Source organism: Roseateles sp. P5_E1 (assembly GCF_054049335.1).
Genome location: NZ_JBFUMN010000308.1, coordinates 1 through 607 on the forward strand (window position 1 = coordinate 1; position 607 = coordinate 607).

Annotated in this window: 1 rRNA gene; it reads left to right on the forward strand. The window is 55.0% G+C overall.

The window, feature by feature from the left end:
- A 23S ribosomal RNA gene (locus tag ACXJKJ_RS31220) occupies nucleotides 1-413 on the forward strand; the annotation flags it as partial.
- Between the last annotated feature and the right edge of the window lie 194 nt (nucleotides 414-607).

A 607-nucleotide genomic window follows, 5' to 3' on the forward strand; every position in this document is an offset into this window, starting at 1 on the left:
GTTTGGCACCTCGATGTCGGCTCATCACATCCTGGGGCTGTAGTCGGTCCCAAGGGTATGGCTGTTCGCCATTTAAAGTGGTACGCGAGCTGGGTTCAGAACGTCGTGAGACAGTTCGGTCCCTATCTGCCATGGGCGTTGGAGATTTGAGAGGGGCTGCTCCTAGTACGAGAGGACCGGAGTGGACGAACCTCTGGTGTTCCGGTTGTCACGCCAGTGGCATTGCCGGGTAGCTATGTTCGGAAGCGATAACCGCTGAAAGCATCTAAGCGGGAAGCGCGCCTCAAGATGAGATCTCCCGGGGCACAAGCCCCCTGAAGGAACCATATAGACTATGTGGTTGATAGGTCAGGTGTGTAAGTACAGCAATGTATTGAGCTAACTGATACTAATGATCCGTGTGGCTTGACCATATAACCTCAAGTTGCCTTGGCCGACATGACATGTCGATAGATCCCAAGTGCACGCTACGTCACAAGACCAAACGAGAGGCAGGCGCTCAGGCGCGTCTCTTTGTAAAGCCGGCACACCCGTGCCCGCTCCCTGCAAAGACACGACCTGCGGCGACACTCCAAAAGCCTCCCTGGTGAAATTAGCGCTGTGGAAC